The organism is Acaryochloris thomasi RCC1774 (assembly GCF_003231495.1).
GTDB lineage: Bacteria > Cyanobacteriota > Cyanobacteriia > Thermosynechococcales > Thermosynechococcaceae > RCC1774.
This window is the reverse complement of the sequence record NZ_PQWO01000013.1, coordinates 32455-54722: the sequence shown is the minus strand read 5'-3', so window position 1 is coordinate 54722 and position 22268 is coordinate 32455. Positions and strand designations below refer to the sequence as shown.

Sequence of the window (22268 nt, the reverse complement as noted above, 5' to 3'; positions counted from 1 at the left end):
AAGCCTTCAGAGATATCAAAGCTGCATATTGCCAGCCAGCGACACAATTGCCGATAGCATAGCCCGCACTCAAACGGAAGTCGCCGGAGGTCTCGTATTTCGACCCAGGCTTTCGACCCAGCATTCCTTATTCACTTAATTCATGATAATTGGGTGAGGTGAGTGACCGTGGCAACGCCCGCTTCAACTTGCCAGAACACATCGAACCCTTTAACGCGCATATTCCACTGCTGGCCGGGGCGACCGTCCTTGCCACGCTCATGGGCTGGGCGTGGATCTTGAGCGATAGTTTCAGCAATGAGAGTTCGAACCTGTTCGACATGAACCCCTTGACTGGCTTCTAATGCGGACTGTGCCGCTGCACTCCAAAGCACCAAGAGCGGCGGTGGCTCTGCGATTGCCCAGGCGCTGTCTGCTTCGGGTATCGCATCAGCATAGGGAATGTAAGGTTTAATATCCAACACCGGTGTGCCATCGAGAAAATCGCCCCCACGGATATGAATCAGAATTTTGTCCGATTGATAGTCCACTCGGTCGAGGGAGACCGCACTCAATCCTATCGGGTTCGGTCGATTGGGACTACGTGTGGCATAGACCCCCATTGTTTTCTTGCCGCCTAGCCGAGGCGGCTGTACCAGCGGTTTAGTCTTGGCATATCCCTGATGAAAAAGAAACACTACCCAAATATGGGAGAAACGCTCAAGCCCCCGTAACGAGAGCTTGTGATTTTCTGACTTAGAAAAGACAATAGCGGCTGTTGCAGAGGGCACCAGGCCAGCCTGTCTTGGGATGCCAAACCGCTCAGGGTAGCACGATTGCACGTGGGCAATGGGAGTTAGCGTGATCAAGTTTGAAGATATGGAAGTTAACGAATCGAGAGGGCAATACCTGGATTTCTCACCAGTCCTAGCTTAGGGAGCCTGCAACTTAGTATCCACAAAGATTACAGGTAATTCGGTCAAATAACACTCTGTATTTTGATTGAGCTTCGGTCTTTCTGGAATCCAACACACCTCGCATTTCTCATAAGTTGGGGTCTGGTTCGCGGGAAACACTACTCAACAGAGATTCTAGAAAATCAAGAAAATTACAGTCTGTTGTTTCCGCCAATCTGCGGGAATCCCGTAGGAGGATAGTTCACAGTGACAGCTAGGGCTGTAATAGAAATTTTGACCATTTCCCACGGCTAAATATATACAACGTTCGGATGTGTAAACGATTTTTTTGAAACTCGAGGAATTCTATTTTTTCAGGCTTCACACAGTAACCTCCCCAAGTATGAGGGCGTGGGATTTGATGTCCCTCATAGCGTTTCTTGATGACGCGCAGGCTCTCCTCAAGTTCAGCTTGTGATGATAGTGGAGTGCTTTGTTGTGAGGCTAAGGTTGTCAGTTGGGCATCTCGGCGTCTTTCATGAAAGTAGTACTCGGCATCTGCATCAGAAATCTGTGATGCCTGACCTCTGATGCGAACTTGACGCTCGATATGATCCCACCAAAATGTAAGGGCGACATTGGAATGGGTGGCAATCGAAAGAGCTTTGGGTGATTCGAGTGATGAACAAAAAACGAATCCTTCATCAGACACCTTCTTGAGCGCAACAAAGCGGGCTTCAGGAATAGCATCTTCATTTACAGTGGACAAGCACATAGCTTTTGGATGTTGTAATGGACTATCTTTCAAGGCGAGTGCAAACCAATCACGGAATACGTCTATAGCATTTGGTTTCATAACGACCCTTGAAGTAGAAGGTGTATAACTATGGTCATACGGTAGACAGTCGCAGAACATATCTTCTTGATGATATTAGATGCCACCTATCGCACAACACACTAATTTCTACCCCCATTGCGACAAATCACTGATCCAAGAGATGCCGATGGCTTGGCTGCAGGCCGTGTATCGCGCGGCAACAATGCTGGATAGTGGTTGCATTGATAGGCTTTTAGCGCAGGTTCCTGCAGAACAAAAGCTGCAGCAGGCGCAGCTTCAACAGATTGCTGATAGCTCTGATTTTGATCGGCTGGCAACCATCGTGGGCGAAGCGACAGCAGAATAATATCGATCCTTTAAGCTAAGGTTCTATAGTGAGATAGGCACTGCAGGAGGACGGTATGACAACCATTGCTGTGATTGATTACGATATGGGCAATCTCCATTCTGCCTGTAAGGGATTGGAGAAAGCGGGTGCTGAAACCGTTATTAGCGATCGCTACCAGGATCTTGAGCAGGCAGACGCCCTGGTTCTGCCCGGCGTCGGTGCATTTGATCCGGCTATGCAGCATTTGAGATCGCGCGATCTCATCTCACCTATCAAGGACATCATCGCCAGTGGCAAGCCCTTCTTTGGCATTTGTCTGGGCCTCCAGATTCTCTTTGATGGGAGTGATGAGGGAGAGGAGCCTGGCTTAGGCGTCATTCCGGGCACTGTGAAGCAGTTTCAGCCAGAACCCGACATTACCATTCCCCACATGGGCTGGAATCAACTGGATTATACGCAGCAGCTACCGGTTTGGGAGCGACTGCCATCACAGCCCTGGGTCTATTTCGATCATTCCTACTACGTCGATCCGGTGGATGCTAAGGTCTGTGCCGCTACCGTGACCCACGGTAGTCAAACCGTCACAGCTGCAATTGCCCGAAACAACATAGTCGCTGTTCAATTCCACCCTGAAAAGTCCTCTACTCATGGTCTCCAGCTCTTAGCGAACTTCATTCATCAGGTTCATGCGACTGTCCAGGTTCCGGCCTAGTAGCAAAGCGATGAGAATTCCAGCGCCCACCATCATTCAGTTTCTATGAGTTCAAACTATCTGATTGCCGTCCTTCCCGATCGCATGGAAGCGGAGGCCGCTTACACTGCTCTAGAATCAGCTCATGTGCCGTTAGAACAGGTGTCGCTCCTAGGGCGAGGGTATAAAAGCGCTGATGAGTTTGGCTTCATCAACCCCAGTGAACCGGCCCAAAAGCAGGCTTTGGGGATGATTTATGTGCTGGTGCCCTTTGGATGTATTTTAGGGTCTACCTTCCATTTGATGACCGGAGCTGAGATGTTCCCTTGGGCCTACCCCACCGTCAGCCATATTCTGGGGGGGCTTGTTGGAGCCTTATTTGGAGCCTCAGGCGGCTTTTTTGTCGGCGGCGGTGTCGGCTTGCTGGTGGGCGGCGGAGACGCTTTGCGCTACCGAAATCGTCTGGATGCGGGCAAATATCTGATCGTGGTCAAGGGTGCAGAAACATTGACGTATAAAGCCACCGATATTTTGCGACAGTTTGAGTTAGAAAATATACAAGGTTACGTGGAGCCTGAGAGTTAGGGGTAACCAGCGGTGCGAATCTACGGCAATCGTCAGATCAAAACCCTGTCGGGACGGCTCACTCGCCCAACGACATCGAGGGTGAGAGAGGCGGTGTTTGAGATCTGGCGTGGGCAGATTGCAGGCTGTTGCTGGCTTGATCTCTGCTGCGGTAGTGGTTCGATGGGAGCTGAGGCACTCTGTCGGGGGGCAGGTCTGGCGATCGGGATTGAACAATCGGGTCGAGCCTGCTCTGTGATTCGGGAGAATTGGCAGCTCGTGGCCAAGCCAGAACAAAGCTGGCAGGTGATTCGGGGCGATGTGGCGCGACGGCTTCCGAAACTGAAGCAAACGTTTGATCGGATTTATTTTGACCCGCCCTATGATTCTGGGATTTATGAAGTAGTTTTAGATGCGATCGCAACTCAAACCCTCCTAGCCCCCAACGGAGAACTCTGCGTAGAACACACCCCAGCCTACGCACTTCCGCTCGAATTGAAAGGCATCATCGCCCAACGCACCAAAACCTACGGCAACAGCGCCGTCACGTTTTATGTTCGACGATAGGATCGAGGTTTCAAAACCGTCGCGTTCTCAAGGGAGAGAGTAATGCGAAATCAACAGCTGCTTAAATATATTGCGGGTCTAGCCCTGATAGGGGTGACAGCCTGTAGCCCTTCCCCTCCTCCATTCACGCTGGAAGCGAAACCTGTGGGTGATGAGAGCAAAATTGTGATTGAGCATGTCCCTCCCCAGAGTCAGGTTTATCAACCCATTCATCATGCAATTCAGCAGTCTGGAGAATGGGATGCGATCGCATCCGATCTCAATAATAAATTTTCTCTGCCCCAAACCCTGACCGTTTATTTTCAAGAATGCGGAGAAAACGCCTCCAACGGTTCAGCACAAAACAAAATTGAGCTTTGCTATGAGTTCCTGCAGCAGCATGTCAATATCCTCGGTGCAGATGCGCAGACGGCTGCTGCCGCAAACTCTGCTGCTGTTGACGTGGCTCTGTTAACGCTCTTCCATGAACTCGGCCACACATTTATCCAGCAATATCAGCTTCCTATTACCGGTAGCGAAGAAAATGCCGCCGATGCGTTTGCGGCCCTAATGCTATCAGACCTCAAAGAAGAAGAGGCCGTGCTCACCAGCATGGAGCTGTTCGACGTGGATGGAGCTGAACAAGCAGCACTAGAACAACTATCCTTCTGGAATGCCCATGGCTTCAATGCTCAGCGCTACGCAAACATTGGCTGCATGATTGACAGCAATTTAGAAGAATCTGCGAGTGGCTCCAATCAACAAGCACCGTCGCTGGATCAACAGCAACGGTGCCAAAAAGACTTTCAAGATCATCGCAAAAACTGGGATGCGATGCTGTCTCCCTATCGCAGGCAAACCTCAGGGCAAGGTTAGAAACGCCTACAGTCCTAACTCATCTCCGCGCTTATATTGCTGCCAAGCTGCAACAAACAACCCCGCGAGGGTGATCGGAATTAGACCCAGTACAATACCGGACAGTAGAGGCTCAACCACAGAGATACTCCTTAGGCGCGTTAGTAACGTTCGTTCGTATTCCACTATAAATCTTTTTGGGTAGACAGTATGGGGCTATCAAGCGGTCGTCTATTAAAAGTCATCCGCCTTCTGATCTGTCTTACGCTGACGCTAAGCCTATTTGTGCCTTGGAGCTACAATTCCGGCTTTTACGGCTTTGGCGGAGAGATGATTGGTTACGTAACGCTGGGATTCATGGTGTTTATTGATCCAAAAATACTTTGTCTTCCGGTGTACTTCTTTATCAACCTCTGGTTTGGACGAGACTATCTATGGCTGGTGAACTGCCGACTTTTATCGGCTGGAGTTAGTTTTTACTTACTCATGCATCACATAAATCATATCTGGGCCTCTGGACTATTCTCTTACTATGTGAGATGGGGGTACAGGCTAGTGCTGCTAACAATGGGTATAGCCGTCGCTGTAGAGCTGTATCAACTTTCACTTTTCATAAAAGATGAGTTGAGCCAGCGCAAACGCAAGAACTACTTTTGACCCATTGAAAATCCGCGCTCTATCTTTTGCCATTGAAAACCGTCGTATTATCTTGAGTTAGCTTAGTCTGTTGTCTGGTCACTCTATGTTGTCTGTTGCTGAAGCTGAATCACTCATTCTCAATCTGACGCATCCTCTCTCAGATCGAGAGACCGTTGACTTGCTGACGGCTTCGCGGCGAGTATTGGCGACCGAAGTGAGATGCGATCGCAACTTCCCCTACTGGGACAACTCCGCGATGGATGGCTATGCCGTGCGCTTTGCGGATCTGCAAAACTGCAGCCCTGAGACACCGACCGTACTAGAAGTCGTCACCGAAATCCCTGCCGGAACCGCACCGCAGCAGACCATCCAGGCGGGGCAGGCCGCCCGTTTATTTACCGGCTCCATGATGCCCCCCGGTGCCGACACCGTCGTCATGCAGGAGCATACCCAGCGTCAGGGCCATCAGGTACAAATCCTGCAGCAGCCCAAGCCCCAAGCCTTTGTACGTCACCAAGGCGATTACTATCAAGCCGGTAGCCCTCTCTTAACTCAAGGAACGATTCTCAACGCCCCTGAAATTGCCGTATTAGCCACCGCCCAGTGCACTCAGATTCCTGTCTATCGACGCCCCATCGTGGCGATTCTCTCCACCGGTAGTGAACTGATTGCTCCTGACCAGCCGCTCCAGCCTGGACAGATTATTGATTCCAACCGCTATGCGCTGGCGGCACTGGTGCAGCAAACGGGGGCGGAGGTGCGGCTGATTGACACCGTTGGCGATCGGCCTGCAGACGTGCGAGCCGCCATTCAAGACGCTCTTCACGCCGATTTAGTGATTTCTTCAGGGGGCGTATCGGTGGGGGACTACGATTTTGTCGATCAAACCCTAGCCGAACTAGGAGCAGAGATTCACATTCGAGCGGTGGCGGTAAAGCCCGGTAAACCCTTGACCGTTGCCACAGTCCCAACCTCTGACGGTGCTACTGCTCTCTACTTTGGCCTGCCAGGGAATCCGGTCTCAGCACTCGTGAGCTTCTGGCGGTTCGTCCAACCCGCCATCCGTAAGCTATCTGGACAGTCTCAGGGATGGGCTCCTACCTTTGTACAGGCGAAATCACTGCAGGAACTCCAGATCAGCGGTCAGCGAGAGACCTATCTGTGGGGGCAGCTTCGCTTGGTCAACGGTGTCTATGAGTTTTCCCTCGCGGGCGGTAGCCACAGCTCCGGGAATCTGATGAACTTGATCCACACCAGTGGCTTGGCTATGCTAACGACCCAGTCCCCCACTGTTCAGCCTGGAGAGCGAGTGCGGGTTTTGCAGGTTCGTCGTTGATGGCAAAGGGATCACTGCGGCATGAAGAGAACAACCTACTTGATTTCACACAGTGGGTCGCTCTCTAAACTGGCTAGGCTCCCGAAGGTCGCAATTACTGTGTAACAATGATTCTCCCCAATATTGCCTGTTAGAGGCACTGAAGCAGCCTGATTTGTCTCACTGGCAACTTCAGTTTGGGTCTCGTTGACGGCTTGAAAGACTCGGTAGGTGACGCCTGCGCTAGCCCCGGTCCAGGTCCAGGAGAGGTCCAGAGTATCGCCTGTTCGCCCGTCGCGCTTCAACACTGGAATCGCAATATTATTGCTCACCCGAGAGGCCGCTTTGCTGCTAAGACGGTGAACCTCTAAATTCGTCACGTCACTTTTGAAATTGAGATCGACTTCAGCCCCATTGACGCAGGCATAGAAACCCGAAGCTCCCGATAGCTGACCGGGGCGCGCTGATGTACCGCACTCAGGGGGAGTGGCTTGATTTGCGATCGCATCCACCAACGTATCGCTAGAGACAGGTCTGCTACAGGGGTCGATACTGCCATCCAGCCTAGGAATCCGGCCATGTCGATGAACTGCACGCGGCGGTAGCCAGCCGTTAGTGCTGGGTCGAACATCATAGACAATCCGATCAACTTGCGCACGAGCAGCACCTGCATTGGGGCTACCCGCTGGACAAATTGCTGGCCCCGGCTCACTGATCGGAATCTCTAGATAAAGAACAATGGCGTCGGGATTTCCCAGCTCTGCCATCGTTAAACCAGAACTAGTCACCACATCTTCTAAGGTTACTGAGCCCCCCAGAGCCGTTGTCGCTGTTTGATTAATGCGGTTCGCCATCCGAATCTCATTACTGATAAAATCAAAAGCCCGGCTGAGATCAATGCGCCGCCTAGTTCTAGCTTCAGCAAGGCGATTGCCGTTAATGGCCGTGAGCACACCAATAAAAACAACTGTTAAAACAATGGTCGTGATGGCTGAGGCAACCAGCAATTCTATTAACGTGAATCCCTGCTGCTCAGACCGGCTGAGCTGAGCGGCAACTCTCCGGAGCAGAAGCCATCTGAAGCGGGCGTTCTGGCTCATTGTGTTGTCCAGCTTGTGGCAGTACAAGCCCCCTCATCTGTAATCTTAGAAGGCTCTAGATCACCACGGTAGGAACCAATTCGCGTGAGACCTAAGGTATTAGAAATAGCGATACACTTCCTTTCCGCACTCTCATTGTTGGCCAAAGAGAAAACAATTTTACCGGTCGGATCTGCCGGTATCGATAGCTCGCTAACCACCGCAAAATTAGGCGTTCCCAAAGCCCCATACTGAATGGGAATGGGTGTAACAGATACCCCTGGCGGGGGACTGCTAGGTGAAGGCGACGGTGAAGGGTTAGATTGCCCTTGTTGGGCCTTATTTGACTTATTCCCGCAGTTGTTGCTGCTTTGTTGCCCAGCGGTCTGAGAACAGGCAGGAGCTTGACTAATGATTTGAATGGTCATGGATGCTTTTGGTGCAACCGGTCCTGTCGCAACAGCCACTTTTGTGGGGCGATCGCGATACAGGCCCAGTCCAGTGTCAACATCAGTCACCGTGGATGCAATCTCAGTTGCGGGAGGGAGCGTTTCAGCCGTGCCGCTGGGTAGGCCGACATCTAGGTTACTGACCATATTCGTGGCTAGACTAATTCTCTCTGGAAGATCACGATTTCCAGCCTGTAAACAGTTTCCTGTCACCTTAGATTCAACTAAATTAAGCGTAACCATGCAGCTTTTATTGCCTCGAATGGCCTCTCGCTGGGTCTCGTCAAGGGCACTTCTCACCTCTTTGGTCGCCTGATCAAGCTTGACCCGATCCAGCATCTTTGAAAGGTTAGGAGCCGTCACTGCCCCTAAGATTCCTACCACTGCGACAACGATCATTTTCTCAATCAGCGTGAATCCTGAGTGTTGAGTCGACCACCGCCCTCTGAAGTATTGAAGAAATCGAAATAGACCCATTTTCTTAGCCATAGCTTAAGTATTGACAACCCCTACCAACATTCAATCAAGGACACCGCAAAACAGCATAGGGAATCACCTCAGTACGGACGTTGGCAACGGGCACCCCTCCAGCCGTTGGTGTCACGGTGTACAGTAGTTCAATTAGCCTGAACGGGTCTGAAGTGCTTGCAAACTCAGCGACCCGATTAAGGGTATAGGACTTCCCTCCTAAATCTCTCGGTCCCAGCGTTGCTGTTTGCCCCCCCAAACCATTATTAATAAAGCTGGCTGCCATCCCATTGGCTGCCGTAGTGGCATTACAGGTACTCGAAAAAGGGAGAACGCTGTTTTCATACTGACTGGCTTGACTGACGACAGCTTCAAGATCTTCCTGAATCCAGCTCACGGCTTCATCGTACTGAGACGCCTTACTTCGAAAAGCGGCTGCCGTGACCAGAGCCTGCATCGTCAACGATGTAAAAACGGCTGATATCATCAGGGCCACAAGGACCTCAACTAAGGTAAAGCCAGCCGTCCACCGGCCCGAGTCAGTGGCTATCTTTCTATCAATGTGAAAAGCAGTCCCTTTTGCTATGGCTCTTAGCAGAAAATTTGGCATCCTGTTACAGTCTCAACCTCTGCCAGTTTAGAATTCCTCCAAATTGATACTGCAGTGGTATATTGATATCCTTCATTGCAAATCGCTCAGAAACTAATGCCTTTCAGCGTTTATCTTTCAAGCCCAGTATCTATAAAAAATGCCCAATGATCGCAGCATTAAAACGGGCCTAATTGGCCGCCTTTCAGAGTATGCCTTACATCGCTGGGGCACTGCTTTTGCTTGAGTCGCACTATTCCTTCTATTTTGACCGGCGAAATGTCTTTATTCATCGTGAAATTTACGGAACTCAACGTTCTGATTCAAGATAAGTAGCGAGGCAGAATCAAGTTAAAGATCAGATATTAGCAAATGCTCTACATGGCCCTCACCCCCAGCCCCCCTCTCCCAACATTGGGAGAGGGGGGCTGGGGGTGAGGGCCAATGCAACGATATTGAATTTAATCAGGAATCTTCAAGTCAATTAAGCCTATCTACTTAGTTCTCGAGAGAGGAACAGTGATGGATTGATCAGAATATCAACGGGTTGCCCCACCGTGAAGGAGATGCTGAAAGTCGCTTGTATCAGGCATCTAAACAAGCTCAGAATCATCCCAAGAATTTGAATCTTCTAGATCAAGGTCATAGGTCACTAAAGTCTCACGGTTGTGTAAGGCGACTGCAGCTTGAGCCGGTAAATCGATAAAGTCAGGAATCTGACGGGTAATAAGTGTCTCTCGATTGTGGAGAGCATCCGCAGTAGGGGGTGGCTTTGGGTGTGAAGAAAGAGGCTCTTCTGATTTCGTGACAACTGGTTTTGAACGGCTATGAACGCTGACTCGCGTAGACTGCGACGGTGTGGATATCGGGATCTTGCGGGCGACACGTCTCCGAATTTTCTGAGTTGCTAGCCCTGCTTCTCGCCTAGCCGCGGCTCGCTGGGGAAGAATCACATTTTTCATTAGAAACTCAATGGTTTCTTCTTTTAGCCAACCTCTCTTGACTAAAATCTCGCCAAATCGCATTCCCGTCGCTTGCTGATCGCAGAGAACAACTTCGGTTTGAGCCGTCGTCAGCAATGCAGCTTCTACAAGGTAGCTGCCAATTTTTTTGCTATGGGATATGGGAAGCGGCTCGAGCTGTTCTGGGGGATTTGATGCAGAGACCGCCGTCGAGCGGGCCGATGAGGTCTTTTGCGCCTTGGCAGGCACGGGCTGAGAAGCACCTTTCTGTAGCCAGATAATTCGATCAAGGGGGTAGAGCTTCAGAGTGTCTTTGAGAGTATGGATTAACAAAGTTCCCTGCTGACAGGTGAGATCTTGTATGGCATACCAGTGACCTCTATGGAGAATCAACATTGCCATGATCGGCCGCATTTTGACTGGATTTTTGTAGCTCCACCAGGCTTGTAAGATATCTAAGGCATCGGTGAATCGGACCTGATATCCAGCCGGGACTGCAATACTTTGATAATCGTAGAATCCAGCCATGCGTGACTTACCGGTGGGTAAGAAACCGGCTTCGGCCATGGCCGTATGCACCGTATTCCAGTGAGAAGATTGGTGTCTGACAGCAACTTGAGCGACTCCATTCAACGCTTGTGAAGCGGCAACCAACCCTCCTGAGGCGGCGACTAATTGCAGAGCATCGCTAACTGGCTCAATCCTCAGCTCTGAATTGTATAAAAAGGCAGGCTGTTGATTAACAATTTGTTGAATAAAGGTACAAATTAGGGTGACGTTGTCCATGAATAGGCGGACAGCACAGAGTAGCTGCGGTGGCGGGGCACCCACTATCATAGTGGCTGTGACTAGCTAGTCGCAAAGTGGAGCCCCCCAAAATAGCTTTAAGCAGAGAGGGCTTCTGGCGGAATTCCAGTGGGGATAGAGGCAATCAGCTGCTTGGTATATTCCTTCTCAGGAGCCTGATAGACCGCTTCGGCAGGGCCAATTTCTTCGATCTTTCCGCGATTCATAACCATGATGCGATCGCTCATAAATTTAACAACGCTCAGATCATGGGAAATAAAAATATACGTTAACGAAAATTCTTTCTGCAGCTCTTTGAGTAGATTGAGCACCTGGGCCTGGACTGAAACATCTAGGGCCGAGACCGATTCATCGCAGATGATAAATCTGGGGTTGAGGGCTAGGGCACGGGCGATACAGACGCGCTGCCGCTGGCCCCCAGAGAATTCGTGGGGATAGCGATTCATGGCGTCTGGGTTGAGATCAACCCGTTCGAGTAAGTAGGCGATGCGATCGCGCATTTCTTTACGATTTTTTGACCAGCCGTTATCAGTAGGTACCCCACCGGCAATTTTCATCGGTTCCATAATTGCGGCCCCAATACTCATGCGGGGGTCGAGGGAGCTGTTGGGGTCTTGAAAAATGATCTGCAGATTTTGCCGCAGGGTTCGCAGCGGTTTCCCGCGCAGCGCGGTGATGTTGTTCCCCTCAAAATTGATGTAGCCGCTGGTGGGTTCGATCAAGCGCACCAATGTGCGACCTAGCGTTGTTTTGCCGCAGCCAGACTCTCCAACTAAGCCCAGTGTTTCACCCGGATAGACGTTGAAGGTGACGCCGTTGACAGCGGTAACGTAGCGGGCGGTCTGCCCAAACATTCCCCTGACCGGGAAAAAAACCTGGAGGTCTCGGACCATCATTAAAGGTTCGTGCTTTTTCAAGTCCGTGAGCCGCTGCTGGATGGCTGACTCAGGAATTTCTGCGATGGTCAGAGGGGACGCGGCGGAGCGATTGAAATCTTTCTCTGCTGTTTCTGCCTGTTCGGCGGCAGCCATGAAGGCACTGATAGTCGGCAGATACTCAAGACGTTTGTGGGGCTGGGGGCGACAGGCCAGAAGACCTTGGGTGTAAGGGTGCTGAGGTTCAGAAAAAATTTGCTGAACAGAGCCAACTTCGACAATTTTGCCCCGGAACATGACGGCGACACTATCGGCGATTTCAGCAATGATGCCCAAGTCGTGGGTGACGAAGATAATTGACATGCCTCTGCTGTCTCGCAGTTCGCGCAGCAGGTCTAAAATTGTGGCCTGTACCGTCACGTCCAGTGCCGTCGTGGGTTCATCGGCGATCAAAATTGCGGGGTCACAGGAGATGGCCATCGCAATCATCACCCGTTGAATCTGTCCGCCAGACAGTTCATGGGGATAGCGGTCTAAAAACGAGCGTTTCTGCTGATTAATTTGCTGCTGAATCTCGGCTTCATTGATGTCTGTGCTGCTTGACTGTATTGCTAGCTGCTTCAGTTCTGCATCGCTGGGGATCAGCTTTACTTCTTGCAGGAGGGCAACGGCACTGCGACGGGCTTCTACTTTAGAAATATCTTTATGAAGAAGGATGGCTTCAATGAGCTGAAATCCACAGGTATAGACGGGATTGAGGGAACTCATGGGTTCCTGAAAGATCATTGAGATCTGGGAGCCGCGATATTTTTGCATATCCCGAAGTGGGAGCTGCAGCAGGTTGATGGGAGCCTCGTCATTCTTTGTGCGACCGTGAAACCAGATGTCACCGTTGACAATTTCACCGGGTGGGCTGGGCACCAAACGCATGAGCGATAAAGACGTTACTGATTTGCCTGAGCCAGATTCCCCCACAATTCCTAGGGTTTGGCCCCGATGAAGCACAAAGGAGACATCGTCTACTGCTTTGACAGTCTGGGTCTCAGCTTTGAACTGTACTTGTAGGTTGCTAACCTCCAGAATGGGGTCGGGCATAGCAAAAGGTTTAACGGCTTTTCTATCTTACTATCGCTGATTGTAAAGCAACGGTTGGGTGCTGGCGGTGATTCTTGACCGGAATATCCGTCCTATTGAAAGTGGTTTTGTTACAATTCTCTCTGGGCTTCTGGAGAAAATTGATGCATAAGTTGTTGAAAAGTATTCTGTTGCTTGGGATATTGATAACCTGTTGCTGGACTGCTCAACCAGCGAGTGCAACAAGTCTATCGGGGCTCAAGGTGATGAAGGAGATGGCTCAAGATGCTGTGCCCTATGAGGTTGCGATCGCATCTCAAAAACCCACCATTCTAGAATTCTATGCTGACTGGTGTTCCGTCTGTCAGTCTATGGCTCCCACAATGCAAACCCTAGAGCAGCAATATGGTGAAGATATCAACTTCGTCATGCTCAACGTGGACGAAGCGCAGTGGCTCCCCCAGATGGATCAATACGACGTGACGGGCGTCCCACAATTTACACTACTCAATGAACAACAATCTTTAGTAAAAAGCCTCGTAGGTCGGATTCCTCAGATCATTTTGGCCGATGAATTTGAGCAGCTATCGTAAACTCACCCCAAATTTCAAATAAAAGAAACCCTCGCCTGACTCAGGCGAGGGTTTCTTGCTAATTTCTGATCAAGCGAGCAGAGCGCTCAAATAGCAGAAACTACCACTTAGCAGCAACGTACTCAGCAAGGTCAAGAACGCGCTGGCTGTAGCCCCACTCATTGTCATACCAGCAGATCACCTTAATCATGCTGCCGCCCATGGTCATGGTCAACGCCGCATCAACAATTGAAGATGAATCATGTCCTTTGAAGTCACCTGAGACTAAAGGCTCGTCACAGACTGTGATGATCCCCTTCATGCCGTTATTCGAGGCATTTTTGAGCACTTCATTGACTTCTTCTGCAATCGCAGATTTCTCAATTTGAGCGACGAAATCGCAAACTGATACGTTAGGCGTTGGAACTCGCAGAGCAATTCCATTTAATTTGCCCTGCAGTGCCGGAATCACGCTACCCACAGCCGCCGCCGCTCCAGTGGAAGTCGGTACGATATTAACCGCGGCAGCTCGCGCCCGTCTTAGGTCGCGGTGACTGGCATCCAAAATTCGTTGGTCACCGGTATAACTGTGGGTTGTTGTAATCAAGCCCTGCACAATACCAAAGTTTTCATGCAGAACTTTTGCAACAGGTGCTAAGCAGTTAGTGGTACAGCTTGCGTTGCTGAGAATTGCATCATTGGGGTCATAGTCTTCATGGTTGACGCCAACCACATACATGCCCACGCCACCCTTGCCGGGAGCCGTAATCAGAACTTTCTTTGCACCCGCATCAATGTGCTTGCCAGCACCTTCCTTAGTGACGAAAACACCTGTAGATTCCACGACCATGTCAATGTCCCAAGCACCCCAGGGTAAGTTGGCGGGGTTGCGGTCAGAGGTACACTTCACGACGTGACCATTGGCAATGATGGTATCGCCATCAGGACGAATATCGGCATCAAGCCGTCCGAGCATAGAGTCGTAGCGTAGCAGGTGCGAATTTGTCTTGGGATCAGAGGTGTCGTTGATAGCAACAACCTCAATGTTGCTGTTCTCCCGCAGCAACCAGCACCGCATAAAATTTCGTCCAATCCGCCCGAACCCGTTGATCGCTACTCTAATCACTGCGTCTATCCTCTACGTAATTCCTACTGTCAAAAAATCCAACCGATCATGACCGTAATTATCATATCGTAGAAGGCTCCCCAATCCTAAGGGTGATTCGAGACTGCCTCAACGATACAAAAGACTAATCACCTTGGGGACACTCATCCCATAGTAAAGTCGTCTGCCTGAGACTACTGTATTCTCCGTTGCCAAGAATTAAATGATCTAAAAGCGGAATGCCCAGCAGTTGAGCTGCGGCTAGCAACTGGCGCGTCAGCTCTACGTCTTCGTGGCTGGGGTCAATACTACCTGAGGGATGGTTGTGGGCCACAATCACGCGCGTTGCGCCCTGTCGGATGACTTCGCGGAAGATATCTCGGGGGTGAGCAATGGTTTCGGTGGCGGTGCCGATACTGATCACATGGGTGCCCAGCAGCCTGTGTTTAATATCTAAGAGAACCACGGCAAAGCGCTCTTGGGTTTGCCACATCAGCTCCCCAGCCAGAGCGGCGGCGGCTACTGCCGGATCATCAACAATCGTTAGCTCTGCGGGGCGAGTTTGAAACACGCGTTTCCCCAGTTCAATGGCGGCTAAGATGGTTGTGGCTTTGGCGGGGCCAATCCCTTCGATCTGCATGAGCTCAGCTGCGTTGATGTTGCGCAAAATGGCAAGCGGTTCATGTTGGTGTTCGCCTAGCTCATGGAGAATGAGTTGACCGAGGCCCACGGCCGAGAGCTTTCCTGCTCCTTGTCCGGTCCCCAGCAATATTGCCAGTAGTTCGGCGGAGGTGAGAAATTGTGAACCCTGGGTCATCAGACGTTCTCGAGGGCGATCGCAACTGGGCAAATCTCGAACTCTAGGGCTGTAGGTCATGGTGGAGAGAGCAATAGGGATAGAGAGTCTCATCTCTCTCAACGTGCCCTAATCCACAAAACAGAACGACATCAGCGCGTTAAGCGACAGTCTCGGAGCCAGTCCCGAATTGCAGCTGCAACGGCCCCTTCACTGCTGTTTCGAGGTGGAGAAGGTGGATTTGTTTGGGGATACTGTCCGGCAATGGAGTACAGCATAGAAAATCGCCAGCCCGTATCGCTGCGGGTGAGAAAGAGCCAGTGATATTCCTGCAACTCTTCGACCTTTTGGTTCCGATACCGTCGAGTCCGGGTTGTGAAAAAGACCTGCTGCGGCTCTGATTCCGCGGGATCTTGCGGCTCCGACCGAGACTGGAGAGGCAGGGCTTCGAAGTTGGGGGCACTGGCTATGATCATGTATTGCCGCTCTAGGTTCGACCGGGTATAGATGCGGTTGGTAATGCTAGGTAAGGCGGGCAGCATCTGCTGAACTAACCCTTGAAAATCGGGGGCACAGGTTTGAGGACGGGGATTGAGATTCAAGGCGGGTTGTGACTCTGCCCGCCGCCCTGTCGACAGCAGCAGTGAACTCGCTAACATCATCCCAATCCACGCTCTGCGGCAGCCAGCAGGCGCGGGCCAAACTTGGTTGCAGTGCATCAAATTCCTTCTAACTCCTGGCAAATAGTTTGAAAGGCTTGAGCCGGATCTGGGGCTGTGGTGATCGGACGACCAATGACAAGGTAGTTTGCTCCTGCTTGGATAGCTTGGGTGGGGGTTTGCGATCGCATCTGGTCTCCCTTCGCCGCTCCCTGCGGGCGCACACCCGGACACACCAGCAGAAAATCATCACCGCACACCTGCCGCAGTTGCTCTGCCTCCTGGGGTGAGCATACTGCTCCGGCTAAGCCTGATTCCTGGGCCAGCAGTGCCATCTGTAGCGCATACTCCGGCAGCTCCACCGGAATTTTGAGATCAAAGGCTAAATCGCGCGCCGATAGGCTGGTGAGCAAGGTAATGGCAATCACTTTCGGCGGTTCGACTTTAGAGTCTGCCGCACCTTCCTGAGCTGCTGTCACGGCAGCTTTGAGGGCCGTTCGCCCTGCCGTTGCATGTACGGTCAAAAGATCAGCGCCATAGCGCCCCGCTGCCCGACAGGCTCCGGCCACGGTATTAGAGATGTCGTGGAACTTGAGATCTAGGAAGATGCGCTTTTGTTGTTCTTTGAGACGTTCCAGAATAGAAGGACCGCAGCTTACGAATAGCTCTAGGCCCACTTTCCAGAATTGAACTTCGGGGAGTTTGTTTAGGGTTGCGATCGCATCTTCTTCAGACGCCACATCCAGTGGCACAATAATTTTCTGAGCAGCCGACGTATAAAGAGAAGAGTGAGCCACCAAAAACCTCGACAATATATACAATAGGCGCAGGGAAAAATTTTGCGCCCAGCTATATTCTCTACTTTATGCTGGCTTTTAGACTCTTGACATGAACGATTCACCTAAAGCAACAACAGAAATCGCAACATCGGAATGCGGCTTATCTTAGGGAGCTAACTGTAGACAGGCAATATGACGGATCTTTGCAGTGAACAAAAGAGGAGCTAAGCGATCACCCACGCTCGGGCGAGTTACACTTCTGAGAGCGATCGCAACAGCTCTCCAGAATCACTCACAAACCCAAAACACTGGTTGACGTTATACACCGTTGCCTGCCAGCAATAGTCCGGTGAAGTCGTTGCCGTACAGTCGGCCAGCAAAATACAGTCGTAACCCAAAAAGTTGGCATCTTGGAGCGTGGCCATCACACACTGATCGGCATTGACGCCACTAAAGAAAAGCGTTGTTAGCCCTAGATTGCGCAAGATACTGTCTAAAGGCGTATCCCAAAAACCGCTCATGCGAAATTTATCAACCTGAACATCCTCCGGCTGTGGCTGTAGCTCATCTACCACGGCTGCTGCCCAGCTCCCTTTCTGCAATACCGGGGCCTGATTCTTCGGCAGCGGATCTCCAAGGCCCACGCCAGTCCCCGAAGGATTGTAAACGTGGCGTAGACCGGCACTAATGTTGAGCAAATCGGGGCGATTGCCCCAGTTCACCCACAGAATTGGCATCGAAACTGCACGAAGCTGAGGTAAAAGGCTTTGCAGTGGCTGAATCGGCTGACGGGCAGGGGTGACATCAACGCCAATGTGAGCCAGCCAACCGTCGGGATGGCAGAAGTCATTTTGCATATCAATTACGACTAGTGCTGACTTTGTGAGGTCCAGCCGCAACTGCTTCGTTTGAGTGGTCAAAGAAACCGGACGTGGCGTTAAGGGAGAGCGGGTAATATCGACACTTTGTTCATCGACAAGCCAAGAGTTAGCAGGCAATCCTAACGAATGTTTCGGCATAGCTTTCTATTCGAGTTAGATATAGTCTCGCCAAACACCCACTAGCGATCCCTGTACGCTAACGCGATGGGCAGGGACTTTGATCGGCTCATAGGCGGTATTGGCAGCTTCTAGCGTGATCTGCTGGCCTTTGAGATAAAAGCGCTTCAGCGTTGTGCCTTCGCCCTCCACTTGAGCTGCCACAATCGTGCCGTTTTTGAGATTTCTCGGTTCGTTAACGGGCTGCATGACCACCAGATCGCCGTCGGCGATGTGGGCATCGATCATGCTGTCGCCGTTGACGCGTAAGGCATAGCAGTTTGTTGCAAAAAGGCTTTGGCTGAGATCGAGGTGTTCGTCAGCTTCAGTGAAGGCTTCGATCAGTCCCCCGGCTGCAATCGCACCTAAAACCGGCACCGACTCTGACGAGACAAAATCAGGATGAACAATCCGCAGCGTCCTCGCCTGTCCGTCTTCCCAGTCAACGTAGCCCTTTTTTCGCAGATGGTCGAGGCGACTTTGGACGGGGGCCGGAGACTTGAGGCGCATAGCCTCCATCATCTGACGAATGGAGGGCGAGTGTTGATGTTGGCTAATGTACTCCACCAGCCAATCAAACAATTCCCGCTGCACTGTTGTAAGAGAGGCCATGATGAATGCTAGAACCTAGACTAAATATAAATACCAGGATGCCCAGCTACAGCGCGGCTCAGCGCTTAGAGGCTCTGGAACACCTGTACTATATTATCACATTCTATTGCGATGCCCGGTCAGAAGTGTTGCCTGGTTAGGCTGCGTTCACTGAGATGAAGCTAGAGATAGCAGAATTCCCGGCGGCTAGCGCTGGTTGGCAACGTTGTTTGTTGATGCCGTCAGGGATCTAGAGCATGGGCCTGTTTCAAGACGATGGCTGCTGACATAGGGAGCGGACGGCTATCGGACTCCGCTCTCTTCTCGGAGGTTGGACCCGAGATGGTCGCATCTTTTGCACCAAGCTGTGGTTCAAAAGATGCTGTCCCGGCAGTCTTGAGCAAGCAATCTGACTCTAGACACTCAAAGCATCCAGTGCCAGCTTGGCAATTTCCTCCTCAGCCGCAATCTCCTCTAGCGGACGTAGGGGGGTTGTCAAACGCGTTGGCTGATCGTTTACAACCTTGAGTGCTTGGGCAACCACTGCCTGTATTTGTGGTCCTATTTTCTGCTCAACAAGCTGCTTGAGTCGATAGAACCCTTCTTGACTGGTGGCATATCTGGACGGTAATCGATTGAGTGCGTAGGCAATCACCTCATGAATGCTCATGTGTTCAGCCCAATCCGCATTGAAATTTGCCGTTTGTTTCTGAACCTCTGCTTTCACCAATATTTCCGTGACATTGGTGTAGGTTTGAGGTTGATAAAATGACACTCTGGCGCTCCCTGTTCTTCGACGCTGGTACTGCAAATTTTGTCTAAATACCAGTATCGTCTAGAGATAGGGGAGCGACCTCCGTAATTTTACGGTTCACAGAATTAAGTTCCTGTGGCGTTTATTTTTCCTCTGCAGGAATGTCTGCAGAAGTGTCATCCGTAATTTTTGGGAAAAACTCTCGCTGGTCGTTTGACTTGGGCTCGCGTTCACGGGTCAACCATTGAACGAGGGTGATCCTGACCCGCCCCCCGAAATTGAGGTCGGTTTTAAACGTGGCTTCCCCGTTCCCTGGGATCACGGACGGCTGCACCAAGAGCGACCCGCCCGCTACAATCTGCTCGGTATCTTCTGCGTACACTTCGTAATACACCAGTGGGTTCAACACAGGCTCATCGGATCGATTCTTCAAGCTGCCTGACAACGTGTAATACTGCGTTCCGGCAATGTCTTCTTCTGTGACTTCAGCCTCGATTACCACGACGTCAGCAGGTTTTTTCTTCTTTTTGGCAAGCTGCAAGGGCTGCTCTTGCCTGAGCAAAGCTGTTGAAGCTTCTGCCGCTGGCTGGCTGGGTGCCCACGTCAATAACAGCGCTGCCCCCAATGTCAGACTCTTCAGCATGGTTGATTGTCCCTTCTAGCGCAGTCCCAGCCAGGTTAGCACGCCCTGTCCGGTTACGATTTCTAGCACGATAGCACCGATAAAGGCCATCATGGCAACCCGAGAATTGAGACGTTCAACGAATCGATTGAAGCCAAAGCGAGATTGGGACACTTTGGGGATGCGGCTGGGTTCAGTCATAGCTGATGAAAGTAGGGTTTGATTAAAAAACTTTAACTATTGTAACAAAGACTCTTCCGGTGACGTTCGCCAAATTGCATCTGCGACGCGACAGACATCTGCTATCTCGGCACCGTCATGGATGCGCAGAATGTCAGCTCGGCCGGCAATGGCACTGCAGCAGGCGGCGGCGGTGCCCCACACTCGCTCTTGGGGACTATCTTTGTCGAGGATATGGCCAATAAAGCTTTTACGAGAAGGGCCAACCAGTATGGGACATCCGAGGCGTTGAAAATCTTGGAGACGCCGAAGAATCTCTATGTTTTGAGGGCCAGTTTTGGCAAAGCCGATGCCGGGATCCAATGCGATAGCTGAGCGATCAACGCCTGCTTCAACCGCAGCGGCAATCTGCTGTTCTAGGGCCTTGCTGATATCGCTGAGCAGATCGTTGTAGTCGGTAAGCTGCTGCATGGTTTGGGAGGTGCCCCGCAAATGCATCAGGATGATGGGCACTTTGAGCTGAGCTGCAGTGGCAAACATTTGCGAGTCGTAGGTGCCCCCAGAGACATCGTTGATCAGGTCGGCCCCGGATGCGATCGCAACCCTAGCCACCTCCGCTCGAGTCGTATCAATAGAAATCGGAATCGTTAGCTCTTTGCGAACCGCCTCGACTACGGGAATGACGCGTTCTAATTCTGTCTTTAGATCAATCTCAACCGCCTGAGGGCGAGTGGACTGGCCGCCGATATCAATAATATCGACAACCGCTGCAAGATCCTTTGCCTGCTTTAGAGCCGCTTCAACGGAATTAAACTGGCCGCCATCGCTAAAGCTATCAGGCGTGACGTTCAAAATCCCCATCAGGTAGGTTCTTTGGCCCCAAATAAAGTTGCGATCGCGAAGAACCCAGGGCTTTAGTGCAGTCATATCGATAAGGGAAGCTACAGCTTTGTTGAGCACTCTAGCAGCAGCTTTTGATTGATCAAAGCATGCGGCTGAACATCCAGTGCAGCTTTAAAGGCGTGGATTGCTTCTCGATATTTCCCTAAAGATGCGTAGCACAACCCCATGCCATGCAGCGCCCCGAAATGGAACGGCACCAAATTCAGCACGGCTTCACAGTCTTGGCGAGCCTGATCGAAGTTTTTTTGGGTGTAGTGAAGTACCGCTCGTCGATTCCACGCTTCGGCAAAGTCTGGCTGGCGCTCTATCAAATCATTCAAAATTGATTTCGCGGCTTCAAGCTTGCCCGCATCTAGCAAGTCCTGACTTCGCTGTAGTCGCTTGAGTCCGCTCAACCCTTTCTGCCAGAACCAGCTTTCCCACAGTTCGTGAGTGGCTTGGTCGCGGACCTGAGGATCTGAATTCTTGAGATTTTCTAACAGGCGACTCGTGGTGGCATTGTCCATTAAGCAATCTCTGCAGGGGTAAAAGCGTCTCATCTAGCAATGAGATTAGGTTAATAAATTTCTTCAGATCGATCTGCGAACAGACCCAGAACCGGGCCTAATACGGCTCCAAAGAGAAAACCTCCGGCATGGGCCCAGTAGGCGATTCCGCCGCCGCCGCTGGTAACATCCATCGGCGCTTCAAGACTCATCAGGCCGCTGAAGGTCTGCTGCACAAACCAAAACCCCAAGAAAAAGACGGCCGGAATCCTCACGGTCCAGGGGAAAATACCCAGGGGAATCAGTGTCGTGATTTCAGCGCGGGGAAACCGCAGAATGTAGGCGCCCATCACCCCTGCAATCGCACCACTGGCACCTAGAGACGGAACAAGAGAATCCATGCTGAAGTACCACTGAGACAAGGCAGCCAAGACTCCGCAGGTCAGGTAAAACAGCACGAACTTAATATGCCCTAGCTTATCTTCAACATTATTGCCGAAGATCCATAGGAACAGCATGTTGCCCCCCAAGTGCAGCAGTCCACCATGGAGGAACTGTGATGTAATTAACGTGAGGGGGGGGGCAACAGGGAGTCCTGTGGGTTCACCGGCAAAGCTGAAGGTTAGTGCGCGGGGAATGACGGCCCAGGTACGAAAAAAAGCCTCAAGATTAGGGCCAAGGCTGGCTTCGTACAGAAAAATTGAGACATTGAGAGCAATAAACACGTAGGTGACATAGGGCACCGTCCGCGTGGGATTGTTATCGTTCAGAGGGACCACGGCAGTATTTTTCTACCCAACTTTCTAAAAGTACACTATCCTCAGCTAAGCA

The 22268-nt window shown here is 51.2% G+C and carries 28 protein-coding genes; 8 read left to right on the top strand and 20 right to left on the bottom strand.

The genetic code is table 11. The features are described from left to right. Positions 1–140: 140 nt before the first annotated feature. Together tsaA and pdxH are read right to left on the bottom strand one after the other, a co-directional pair. Positions 141–848: a tRNA (N6-threonylcarbamoyladenosine(37)-N6)-methyltransferase TrmO gene (gene tsaA / locus C1752_RS18625; RefSeq protein ID WP_274704527.1), complete on the bottom strand. Its 708-nt coding sequence runs from the start codon at positions 846–848 to the stop codon at positions 141–143. Positions 849–1149: 301 nt separating this feature from the next. Beyond that, positions 1150–1791 carry a pyridoxamine 5'-phosphate oxidase gene (gene pdxH, locus C1752_RS18620; protein ID WP_110987567.1) on the bottom strand — a complete coding sequence of 214 codons (642 nt, stop codon included), beginning with the start codon at positions 1789–1791 and terminating at the stop codon, positions 1150–1152. Between the two features lie 19 nt (positions 1792–1810). Here pdxH and C1752_RS18615 point away from each other — a divergent pair, with 19 nt between their 5' ends. From C1752_RS18615 to C1752_RS18595, 5 genes are read left to right on the top strand one after another with little or no spacing between them, the layout of a single operon-like run. Next, positions 1811–2059 carry a hypothetical protein gene (locus C1752_RS18615; RefSeq protein WP_146242377.1) on the top strand — a complete coding sequence of 83 codons (249 nt, stop codon included), beginning with the start codon at positions 1811–1813 and terminating at the stop codon, positions 2057–2059. A 55-nt stretch (positions 2060–2114) separates the two neighbouring features. Beyond that, positions 2115–2753 (top strand): imidazole glycerol phosphate synthase subunit HisH, encoded by a 639-nt coding sequence (gene hisH, locus C1752_RS18610; protein WP_110987565.1) that lies wholly within the window; start codon positions 2115–2117, stop codon positions 2751–2753. 45 nt (positions 2754–2798) lie between these two features. Next, complete coding sequence (locus tag C1752_RS18605) at positions 2799–3317, top strand: hypothetical protein (protein WP_110987564.1); 519 nt, start codon at positions 2799–2801, stop codon at positions 3315–3317. A 12-nt stretch (positions 3318–3329) separates the two neighbouring features. Further along, on the top strand, positions 3330–3863 hold the full coding sequence (gene rsmD, locus C1752_RS18600) for a 16S rRNA (guanine(966)-N(2))-methyltransferase RsmD (RefSeq protein ID WP_110987563.1): 534 nt from the start codon (positions 3330–3332) through the stop codon (positions 3861–3863). Between the two features lie 42 nt (positions 3864–3905). Continuing rightward, on the top strand, positions 3906–4718 hold the full coding sequence (locus C1752_RS18595; protein ID WP_110987562.1) for a DUF4344 domain-containing metallopeptidase: 813 nt from the start codon (positions 3906–3908) through the stop codon (positions 4716–4718). A gap of 6 nt (positions 4719–4724) precedes the next feature. Here the strand turns inward: C1752_RS18595 and petG are convergent, their stop codons facing one another. Continuing rightward, positions 4725–4838, bottom strand: a complete 114-nt coding sequence (gene petG / locus C1752_RS18590) for a cytochrome b6-f complex subunit V (RefSeq protein WP_110987561.1) — start codon at positions 4836–4838, stop codon at positions 4725–4727. Between the two features lie 69 nt (positions 4839–4907). Here petG and C1752_RS18585 point away from each other — a divergent pair, with 69 nt between their 5' ends. After that, positions 4908–5354: a hypothetical protein gene (locus tag C1752_RS18585; RefSeq protein ID WP_110987560.1), complete on the top strand. Its 447-nt coding sequence runs from the start codon at positions 4908–4910 to the stop codon at positions 5352–5354. 85 nt (positions 5355–5439) lie between these two features. Next, positions 5440–6672, top strand: a complete 1233-nt coding sequence (locus tag C1752_RS18580) for a molybdopterin molybdotransferase MoeA (RefSeq protein ID WP_110987559.1) — start codon at positions 5440–5442, stop codon at positions 6670–6672. A gap of 35 nt (positions 6673–6707) precedes the next feature. On the opposite strand, the gene C1752_RS18575 is transcribed toward C1752_RS18580, so the two are convergent. The 5 genes from C1752_RS18575 to C1752_RS18555 form a co-directional block, all read right to left on the bottom strand. Then, a complete protein-coding gene (locus C1752_RS18575) occupies positions 6708–7751 on the bottom strand; it encodes a prepilin-type N-terminal cleavage/methylation domain-containing protein (RefSeq protein WP_110987558.1) in 1044 nt (347 codons plus the stop codon). After that, on the bottom strand, positions 7748–8668 hold the full coding sequence (locus C1752_RS18570; RefSeq protein WP_110987557.1) for a pilus assembly FimT family protein: 921 nt from the start codon (positions 8666–8668) through the stop codon (positions 7748–7750). Before C1752_RS18570 ends, C1752_RS18575 begins: the two co-directional genes overlap by 4 nt. A 34-nt stretch (positions 8669–8702) precedes the next feature. Next, positions 8703–9257, bottom strand: coding sequence for a PulJ/GspJ family protein (locus tag C1752_RS18565; protein WP_110987556.1), 555 nt, complete (start codon positions 9255–9257; stop codon positions 8703–8705). Positions 9258–9829: 572 nt separating this feature from the next. Then, positions 9830–11035, bottom strand: a complete 1206-nt coding sequence (locus C1752_RS18560) for a cyclic di-GMP-binding domain-containing protein, MshE-related (protein ID WP_146242376.1) — start codon at positions 11033–11035, stop codon at positions 9830–9832. 47 nt (positions 11036–11082) lie between these two features. Beyond that, the gene (locus C1752_RS18555) at positions 11083–12975 is read right to left on the bottom strand and encodes an ABC transporter ATP-binding protein (protein WP_110987554.1); all 1893 of its coding nucleotides are present in this window, start codon (positions 12973–12975) and stop codon (positions 11083–11085) included. A gap of 254 nt (positions 12976–13229) precedes the next feature. Here C1752_RS18555 and C1752_RS18550 point away from each other — a divergent pair, with 254 nt between their 5' ends. Further along, entirely contained in the window at positions 13230–13547 is a 318-nt protein-coding gene (locus C1752_RS18550) for a thioredoxin domain-containing protein (protein ID WP_233501713.1), read from the top strand. Between the two features lie 100 nt (positions 13548–13647). On the opposite strand, the gene gap is transcribed toward C1752_RS18550, so the two are convergent. The 12 genes from gap to C1752_RS18490 all read right to left on the bottom strand — a co-directional run bounded on the left by gap (position 13648) and on the right by C1752_RS18490 (position 22216). Continuing rightward, positions 13648–14652: a type I glyceraldehyde-3-phosphate dehydrogenase gene (gap, locus tag C1752_RS18545; protein WP_110987552.1), complete on the bottom strand. Its 1005-nt coding sequence runs from the start codon at positions 14650–14652 to the stop codon at positions 13648–13650. A 124-nt stretch (positions 14653–14776) separates the two neighbouring features. Next, positions 14777–15508 (bottom strand): RadC family protein, encoded by a 732-nt coding sequence (radC, locus tag C1752_RS18540; RefSeq protein ID WP_110987551.1) that lies wholly within the window; start codon positions 15506–15508, stop codon positions 14777–14779. Positions 15509–15579: 71 nt separating this feature from the next. Further along, on the bottom strand, positions 15580–16146 hold the full coding sequence (locus C1752_RS18535; RefSeq protein ID WP_110987550.1) for a hypothetical protein: 567 nt from the start codon (positions 16144–16146) through the stop codon (positions 15580–15582). Then, on the bottom strand, positions 16146–16883 hold the full coding sequence (gene pyrF, locus C1752_RS18530) for an orotidine-5'-phosphate decarboxylase (protein ID WP_110987650.1): 738 nt from the start codon (positions 16881–16883) through the stop codon (positions 16146–16148). Before pyrF ends, C1752_RS18535 begins: the two co-directional genes overlap by 1 nt. Positions 16884–17116: 233 nt before the next feature. Further along, complete coding sequence (locus C1752_RS18525; protein WP_110987549.1) at positions 17117–17884, bottom strand: cysteine hydrolase family protein; 768 nt, start codon at positions 17882–17884, stop codon at positions 17117–17119. 15 nt (positions 17885–17899) lie between these two features. Next, positions 17900–18514, bottom strand: coding sequence for a transcriptional repressor LexA (lexA, locus tag C1752_RS18520; RefSeq protein WP_110987548.1), 615 nt, complete (start codon positions 18512–18514; stop codon positions 17900–17902). Positions 18515–18908: 394 nt separating this feature from the next. Continuing rightward, complete coding sequence (locus tag C1752_RS18515; RefSeq protein WP_110987547.1) at positions 18909–19268, bottom strand: late competence development ComFB family protein; 360 nt, start codon at positions 19266–19268, stop codon at positions 18909–18911. Between the two features lie 121 nt (positions 19269–19389). Then, positions 19390–19890, bottom strand: a complete 501-nt coding sequence (locus tag C1752_RS18510) for a hypothetical protein (protein ID WP_110987546.1) — start codon at positions 19888–19890, stop codon at positions 19390–19392. A 15-nt stretch (positions 19891–19905) separates the two neighbouring features. Further along, positions 19906–20070, bottom strand: coding sequence for a CAB/ELIP/HLIP family chlorophyll-binding protein (locus C1752_RS18505; protein WP_110987545.1), 165 nt, complete (start codon positions 20068–20070; stop codon positions 19906–19908). Between the two features lie 36 nt (positions 20071–20106). Further along, positions 20107–20976: a dihydropteroate synthase gene (gene folP / locus C1752_RS18500; RefSeq protein WP_110987544.1), complete on the bottom strand. Its 870-nt coding sequence runs from the start codon at positions 20974–20976 to the stop codon at positions 20107–20109. Between the two features lie 14 nt (positions 20977–20990). Further along, entirely contained in the window at positions 20991–21458 is a 468-nt protein-coding gene (locus tag C1752_RS18495) for a tetratricopeptide repeat protein (RefSeq protein ID WP_110987543.1), read from the bottom strand. Positions 21459–21508: 50 nt separating this feature from the next. Further along, positions 21509–22216 (bottom strand): rhomboid family intramembrane serine protease, encoded by a 708-nt coding sequence (locus C1752_RS18490; protein WP_110987542.1) that lies wholly within the window; start codon positions 22214–22216, stop codon positions 21509–21511. Positions 22217–22268: the final 52 nt, after the last annotated feature.